Below are 7,118 nucleotides of genomic sequence, written 5' to 3' on the forward strand. Positions count from 1 at the left end.
CGGCCGACGAAACGCTGGTCCATTTCGGCGGCCTCCTCGCCCGCAGCGGCCGCTCGGCCCATGCGGTCGAACAGATCCTTTCAGGCGCGACAGGGCACCCTGTTCGCGTCGAGCAGTTCCAGGGCCGTTGGCTGCCGGTCGCCGAGACCGACCGCAGCAGATTGCCGAGCAGTGACAGTCCTCGCGGGTCGTTTTGCCGGTTGGGAGAGGATTTCGTCATCGGCGAAAGGACATTTGACGTCCAGGCCACGGTCAATCTGCGTATCGGGCCGCTGGACTATGCGGCCTTCCGCGCACTGCTTCCTGACGGAAGCGGCGCGCGTGGATTCTCAGATCTGGCAGCCGCCGCACTTGGGCCGGAGTTCGCTTTCGACCTGACGCTGGAGCTGGCAGCCGCTGAAGTCCCTTCGCTGAAGCTCACGAGGGAGGACGACCCATCCACCGGCAACCGACTCGGCTGGAACACATGGCTGGGCACCGACCAGCAACGCGTGGCGGCGGCACGCGTCGTCATCCAGCCTGCACCGCATCTGCGCTGACCTGAAGGAGAGGAAATACCTGCATGGGTGACTGGACGGACGGCTATGTATCTGATGTGGAATATTTGGCCGGCTTCTATTCCGAGCAGATGCCCGCCCATATCGACGCGGCTTGCCTGGTGCGCGGCATCGAGCCGCCTGTCCCGCGCGGGGAGCCTTTCCGCTACTGCGAACTCGGCTGCGGCGTAGGCAAATCGGCCACCACGATCGCCGCGACCTCGCCGCATGGACAGGTGTGGGGCTTTGATTTCAATCCTGCCCATATTGCGCGGGGGCAGCGCCTTTCCCGGGAGAGCGGGATCGACAACCTTGTCCTCGAAGACAGCTCATTCGAGGATCTGGCAGGCGCACGGGGCGCGACCTTGCCGCGCTTCCACTATATCGGCCTGCATGGCGTGTGGTCGTGGATAAGTCCCCGGAACCAACAACACATTGTGAAATTCATCGCCGATCACCTTGAGCCGGGGGGAGCGGTCTACATCACCTACAACGCCCTGCCTGGTTGGAATACGGCGGCGCCGCTGCAGCGCGCGCTCTGGGCCACGGCGGGCGTCGACAACGACCGCAGTGACCGGCGCGTCGTTCGGGCGATGGCGTTCGCCCGGCGAATGGCGAATGCCGGGGCTGGCATTCTGCCTCTCGATTTTCTCGATCGCCTGGAAAAGGAGCGCGACGGCGACAATGTCGCCTATCTGGCCCACGAATATCTCAATGCGCACTGGGCTCCCTGCTATCAGATGGACGTCGCGGAGGCGCTTGCCGAGGCGAAAGTAAGCTACGCCACCTCAGCCAACATCATCGACAATTTTCCCGACCTCTGCCTGACCAGCGAGCAGCGTGAACTTGTCGATGAAGTCCCGGAAAGATTTCGCGAGACCATCCGGGATTATTTCATGCAGCGGACCTTCCGACGCGACATCTATATCCGCGGCAGCCGACCGATTTCCTCGCGCCGCATCGACAGCCGATTGCGCGCGGTTCGGCTGATGGCGACGGTGCCGGAGTCGGCGCTGACCCGCGAGCTTCGCGTGCCCGTGGGCAAGGCGGAGCTCAGCGAGTCCTTCTATGGACCTGCATTGAAGGCGATCGCCAATGGCACGCCCAGCATCGGAGAGTTGTTTGATGAATCCCCCGCCGGGGGAACGGCCACAGCACAGGAAGTCCTTGGCATGCTGGTCGGATCGCGGCAAGCCATTAGCGTCATCGCCGAGCCGTCCGAAGCCGCACGCGCTCGGGTGCGGCGCTACAATGTCGCGCAGCTCCGCACCTACGCGGATGAAGGCAAAGCGGTCGGCGCGCTGGCGGGCGTTGCCATCGGCTCTGCTGTCACCGTCCGTCTCTTCGAGATGCTCGTCTATGAAGCTCTGATCGACGGCGTGCCTGCCGAGCCGGGCGCGATGGTGGACGATTGCTGGAAGAGGCTCAAGTCTCGCGGAGACAGGGTTGTCAGCAACGGCGCGGTGATCGACGACGAGGCAGCTAGCCGAGTCGTGCTCGAAAACAACGTCCCCGAAGTCCTGCAAATTGCGCTGCCCATGTGGCAGCGGATCGGCGCGGTCTGAAGATGCGATGACTGAGCGCTTCGTTCGTCTGGCCATTCGGCATAGTAGCCGGGGTTTCAACGTATCGGACGCGCTGGACGCCGCCGGGCGCCGCGTGGTGCTGAAGGAAGCGCGTGCGCTTGACGCACTCGGCAGGCAGCGCTTCCTGCGCGAGGCCCGGCTAGGCCAGCAACTGAGACACAGCGGGCTAGCATCCGTCCTGGATCACGATGAAGGATGGATCGCCTTCGAGCCGCTTGAAGGTTCGCTCGCGTCATGGCCGCGGATCGTCGATTTGGCTGAAGCTCGCAGGGTACTGGAAAGGCTGGCGGCGACGCTCGCTTATATGCATGCATGCGGCGTCGTCCACCGGGACCTGAAGCCGGCGCATGTAATGTTCCGCGGCAGCGAGCCTGTCCTCATCGACCTGGGCGTGGCGGGACTTGCGGGAGACGATCCGCTGGAGGGCGCAGAGATCGTGGGGTCTCCCGCCTGGATGGCGCCGGAGCAGGCGCTCGGTGCCATGCCGGAACCTTCGGCCGACATCTGGTCGCTCTGCGCCGTGGCCCACAATTTGCTGACCGGACGCCCATTGTTTGCCGGAAGCGCCGACGCTGTCCTGGCGATGCGCAGCGCGGGAGCGATGTGCCGGCCCTATCTTACGGAGATTGCTGATCCGACCCTGGCAGCCATCGTCGTTGCCGGCCTTGGCCCGGCCAAGGACAGGCCCTCGGCCGCGCAAATCGCGGCCCAGCTCGCAGCAGGGTGAGGCTGCCCAAGAGCAATCCGTCTGGGATGAGCAAAAACCCAGTGTCGGAGCGGGATGCCGACTTCCAACAAAGCCGCGCTGCCCGCTTTAAACGCAATTCCAGGAAAAGCGTGAAAACGGGTTTTCAGTCCGGAATTTGCATCAAAGCAAAGAGATAGAGCGGTTCTGCTTTTCGGTGAAGCGGTGAGCCACTTTAGTCGATCACCAGGTCGACAGCGGAATGCAGCTTTTTCAGGTTGGGCAGCGATTTCGACTGCCAAGGAATCTTGGACGATCCTCTTACGATGAGCCCAATTCCGGGCCGTTTGCGGACGTCTATGGTGAAGCGGGCAAGCAAGTTGATGCCGGAACTGTTCAGGAATTCGAGTTCGGTGAGATCGAGGACGATCACGCCGGGGGCCGCGTCGAGGATGCCCTGCATCATTTCAAGGATGGGCGCATAGGCTTCGGTGCCTGAAAGGCGCATCGTCCCTTCGTAGTGGATCGTCGTGTCCTGTGCCCACACGCGGTATTCACTGGTCTTGATTTCCGTTGTCACAAACTGGCTCCAATCTTTTTTGCGCCTTACGCCAGCGGAAGGATCGCGTAGGTTTCCAAGAGAATGGGATTGTCAGAATCGGTGCGGAAAAACGCCCAGCCGAGTCGTGCGCCATAGTCGCTCATGAGCGTAAGAAGACCAAGCCCCGAGCCGGAAGGATTCTCACTGGCGGCATTTTCCTCGATCCTGCGGATCAGAAGGTCTCCCGGATCCGAAGTGGTGATCTCCTTGAGTATTTCCTGGAACCTTACGACATTGTCCTCGCCGACGAAATTCGAGAGCTTCAGCTCGAAACTGTTTCCCTCCAGCGACGCTTCCACGACGACGTCGCCGGGGGCACGGAACTTGACTGTGTTTTCGAGGAGCTCGTTGACGAGATAGCCGATGCTGTGTCGAGCTTCCTCGCGATCGGGGCCTCCATCGCGGCAGCGCTGGGCAAAGAACCCGCCGATGAAATCGGACGTCTGGCCGCAATGCTGCCAGGCAAGCTGCAACGGCCCGTCGACAAGGCGCAGCCGGGTCCCATCAGCACCCGGCCCTCCCGCCAGTTCGGTAGTCCCGAACTTTGCCAGCATCTGTCTCACATATGCCTCATGACCAAGAGCGTGATGTCGTCATAGATCTTCTGGCTGCCAATATGGGCCATCAGATCGGCCAGAATGCCGGCCTTGATCTCATCCGCATTGCCGTGCCTGTAGCGGCTCGCGCTTTGACAAAGTCGATCCAGGCCGAAAAGCTCACCTGCGGGCGATTCCGCCTCGGTGACACCATCGGTATGCAGCACGATTACGTCGCCGCTGTCGAACGCGATATTCCTGGTTCCGACGAAGGGAGCGATATCGCCCTCCAGCCCTATCGGAAAACCGAGATCTATCGTGTCGATGCGCTCGACCGCACCGTTGCTGCGGATGACGAGCACCTCTTCGTGCTGTCCTGAAAGCGTTATATTGCGGTCTTCATAGTCGAGAAAAATCAGCGACAGGTGCTTGTCCGAATTCGTGCGCCGGATGTTCTTGTAGATAGCCCGGTTCAGCACCGCGAGGAACTGCTCCGGCGTATTGCCGCCCACCTCCTGCAACGCACGGGCGACCGATTGCACCATCAGCATCAGAACCCCACTCTCCAGCCCGTGGCCAGTGACGTCGCCTATGCCGATCTTGACGCGGTGGCCGTCCTGCAGGACGTCGTAGTAGTCACCGCCAATCTCGTCTGCCGGTTCCATGTAGCCGGCGATCTCGATGCGCGGGACGGCTTCGAGCTCGGCGGCTTTCGGCAAGACCATCATCTGGATGTGGCGAGCTACGTCCAGTTCGGCCCCTAGCCTGAGATTCTCGCTCTTGAGCCGGATGTTGAGCGCTGAGATTTCGACATTGGCACTCTCCAGGTCGCGGGTCCTGTCCTCGACGAGCTTTTCAAGATTTTCCGTGTGGTAGCTGATTTCCTCGGCCATCCGGTTGAAGGCGTCGCCAACCTCGGAGATCTCATCCCTGGTGGGCGTTTTCACCCTGACCGAATAGTCCCTGCCCTGGATCCGTCGCGCACCTTCCGCAAGCGCGCTGAGGCCCGACGTGATGCGCCCGGAAATCGCATAGACGGCGGAAAGGACCATGATCAGGCATAAAATGACGGTCAGAACCTGCCAAGTGATGATCCGCGACGTCGCGCGTCGGATTTCTCCTTGGGCGGAAAGCAGGGATGCGTAGACCTCCCGCTCGGGGACCATGAACCCGAGCGTCAGCCCTTCGCCGGTCACGGGGCCGGACCCACTATACATGTTCATCGGCGCCAGTTGTTCGAGAAGAACGACATACGAGACCTTCTCACCTTCTTCATTCAGGTCGATGGTCTCCATCACCGTCTGTCTGGTCGTAGGTAGCTGGAGCGAGGCGATGGCTGGCTGGGAACTGCTGCGGAGGGTCCTGTCGAATGTCTTTCCCGCCGACTGGACGACACCAAGGACCCGCTCGCCGGCTGCCGGAACGGCCAGTACGTTGCCGTTGGACATGGCCAGGAAAGCGAAGCCGCTGTCAGCGATCTTCACGCTGTTGACGATGTCCGACATCTGGGAGAGCGTCAGGTCCACGCCCACCACTCCATCTATGTCGCGCCGGTCCGGCGTAAGCAGCGGCCGGAAGAAGGAGAAGATGAGCTGGCCTGTCACGCCGTCGAGATAGGGCGACAACGCGGTGATGTTGGACGCGACGGGCTGCTTCGACGGATCCTTGATCCAAGCCTGCCAGTCCTCATAGAGGTCGGGGAAGAAGAAATCCCACCAGTTCTTTCCATTGTGGCCGGGATAGACCTCGTCGAAGACTTTGCCCTGGTCGGAATAAGGCGTGGCGCGCAGGATCGGCGCGCTTCGCGGGCCGATATAATACATCTGCAGTTTTGACGGCCCCGTACGCATCAGGCCGGGTCCGATCAAATCGAAGGCGGCGCTGTTCCGAACCTCGCGAACTGCCTCGGGGATTGGCTGCTTCTGGTCGTCGAGAAGGTAGCCCCAGACCGTTACGGCCGATTTCGCGCCCGCGCCCGGGGCGTTCTGCCACCAGTTGCCTCCCGCATTGTAGACGAGCGGGGTGGAAAGTCCGGCCTGCTCGGACATGAACTCGCCGAGCGAATCCCCCACTTTCGGGTGATCGATCAGCGCTTGCATCGGGGCGGCCAGGGCATTGACCTGTGAGCGATACTCGTCGAACAGCAGTTCGGTGCGCTTGGCGGTGGTGGAGATGTAGTTGCGCAGATATTCTGCTGTCGCCTTGTGCAGTCCCAGGCCGACTTGCTGCATGGCATCGGTGGAGAGCCGGTTCACATTCCACAGTGCGACCCCGCCGCCGAGAAGGAGATCGAAAAGCACCGCGCCGCCGACGACAAGGATGAATTTGGCGCGGAACGATCTCGGCGCGAGACGCGAAGACCAAGACCGCCAGCCGCTCATTTCGGCCGGCGTCCCGAGGCGACCCAGATTGGCCAGCCGGCATAGCCCTTAGGGTGCAGTGCGGCGAAGATGTGGTCTTGGAAACCCTGGCGGAAACGTTTCGCAAATTCCGGGTCGTCGCCACGCCGTGCCGACATGTCGCCGGCGAAAAGGTCGTCCCAAGACTGGACGACCGCCGCGAAGTCCTGCGGATCGCCATCCGTGTTGGTCACCATGAAGGATTCCAGCAGGATGTCCTCGAAGCCTGCGTCAACCAGGTGGCGCCGGCTCTTAGGCCCGAATTCGAGATCCATACCGAAATGGGTGAAGAGTTTCGACAACTCTTCGTAGGTCCACTTGATGGATTCGCCCCGCGGCTCGCCGAGGCATTGGGAAATCTTCTCGTTGGTGACGTAGACGCGGCCGCCCGGCCTGCATATGCGAAACAGCTCCGTGAGGATGCGTTCGGGCTTGTCGAATATCTGCAGCGCGTGGCGGCAGGTGACAAAGTCGAATTGTTCGTCCTCGAGCAGCATTTCGGATGCATCGCCGTAGATGTACTCTATGCCCTTGATGCCGAAATCCGCGGCAACGCGGCGGGCATAGTCCAAGCTCGACCGCGAATGGTCGAGCGCGACGAGCCGGGAAGGCTTGAACGTCTTGTGGACCAAGGCAGCGAAATCGCCAATACCGCAGCATATGTCGGCAATCGCCAGGCCCTCTCGCATGCCGTGGCGCGGCAGAATCTCCTTTTCGTGGAGCCACGTCATCCGCGTCTGCGTCCTGAGGATCGGAATGAACTGGCCTTCTTCCA

The 7,118-nt window shown here is 61.6% G+C and carries 7 protein-coding genes; 3 read left to right on the top strand and 4 right to left on the bottom strand.

What is annotated here, in order from left to right:
• The 3 genes from Q0L57_RS01950 to Q0L57_RS01960 form a co-directional block, all read left to right on the top strand.
• Window positions 1-539, top strand: a 539-nt coding sequence (locus tag Q0L57_RS01950; protein ID WP_296737287.1) for a type VI secretion system baseplate subunit TssG, incomplete at its 5' end; no start/stop codon positions are given.
• A gap of 23 nt (window positions 540-562) precedes the next feature.
• Window positions 563-2,101, top strand: a complete 1,539-nt coding sequence (locus tag Q0L57_RS01955) for a class I SAM-dependent methyltransferase (RefSeq protein ID WP_296737289.1) — start codon at window positions 563-565, stop codon at window positions 2,099-2,101.
• A 7-nt stretch (window positions 2,102-2,108) separates the two neighbouring features.
• Window positions 2,109-2,849, top strand: coding sequence for a serine/threonine-protein kinase (locus tag Q0L57_RS01960; RefSeq protein ID WP_296737290.1), 741 nt, complete (start codon window positions 2,109-2,111; stop codon window positions 2,847-2,849).
• Between the two features lie 193 nt (window positions 2,850-3,042).
• On the opposite strand, the gene Q0L57_RS01965 is transcribed toward Q0L57_RS01960, so the two are convergent.
• From Q0L57_RS01965 to Q0L57_RS01980, 4 genes are all read right to left on the bottom strand, one after another.
• Complete coding sequence (locus Q0L57_RS01965; RefSeq protein ID WP_296737292.1) at window positions 3,043-3,387, bottom strand: hypothetical protein; 345 nt, start codon at window positions 3,385-3,387, stop codon at window positions 3,043-3,045.
• 26 nt (window positions 3,388-3,413) lie between these two features.
• Window positions 3,414-3,962: an ATP-binding protein gene (locus tag Q0L57_RS01970; protein ID WP_296737298.1), complete on the bottom strand. Its 549-nt coding sequence runs from the start codon at window positions 3,960-3,962 to the stop codon at window positions 3,414-3,416.
• A gap of 5 nt (window positions 3,963-3,967) precedes the next feature.
• Window positions 3,968-6,325 (bottom strand): SpoIIE family protein phosphatase, encoded by a 2,358-nt coding sequence (locus tag Q0L57_RS01975; RefSeq protein ID WP_296737294.1) that lies wholly within the window; start codon window positions 6,323-6,325, stop codon window positions 3,968-3,970.
• On the bottom strand, window positions 6,322-7,118 hold a 797-nt coding region (locus Q0L57_RS01980; protein WP_296737296.1), incomplete at its 5' end, for a methyltransferase domain-containing protein. The genes Q0L57_RS01975 and Q0L57_RS01980, both read right to left, overlap by 4 nt.

The sequence above is a fragment of the Mesorhizobium sp. genome (genome assembly GCF_024509055.1).
Classification (GTDB): domain Bacteria; phylum Pseudomonadota; class Alphaproteobacteria; order Rhizobiales; family Rhizobiaceae; genus Mesorhizobium.

Bases quoted from the DNA above. Each gene is read 5' to 3' on its own strand.
- Q0L57_RS01955 (WP_296737289.1), top strand. From the start codon at position 563: ATGGGTGACTGGACGGACGGCTATGTATCTGATGTGGAATATTTGGCC.
- Q0L57_RS01960 (WP_296737290.1), top strand. From the start codon at position 2,109: ATGACTGAGCGCTTCGTTCGTCTGGCCATTCGGCATAGTAGCCGGGGT.
- Q0L57_RS01970 (WP_296737298.1), bottom strand. From the start codon at position 3,962: ATGCTGGCAAAGTTCGGGACTACCGAACTGGCGGGAGGGCCGGGTGCT.
- Q0L57_RS01975 (WP_296737294.1), bottom strand. From the start codon at position 6,325: ATGAGCGGCTGGCGGTCTTGGTCTTCGCGTCTCGCGCCGAGATCGTTC.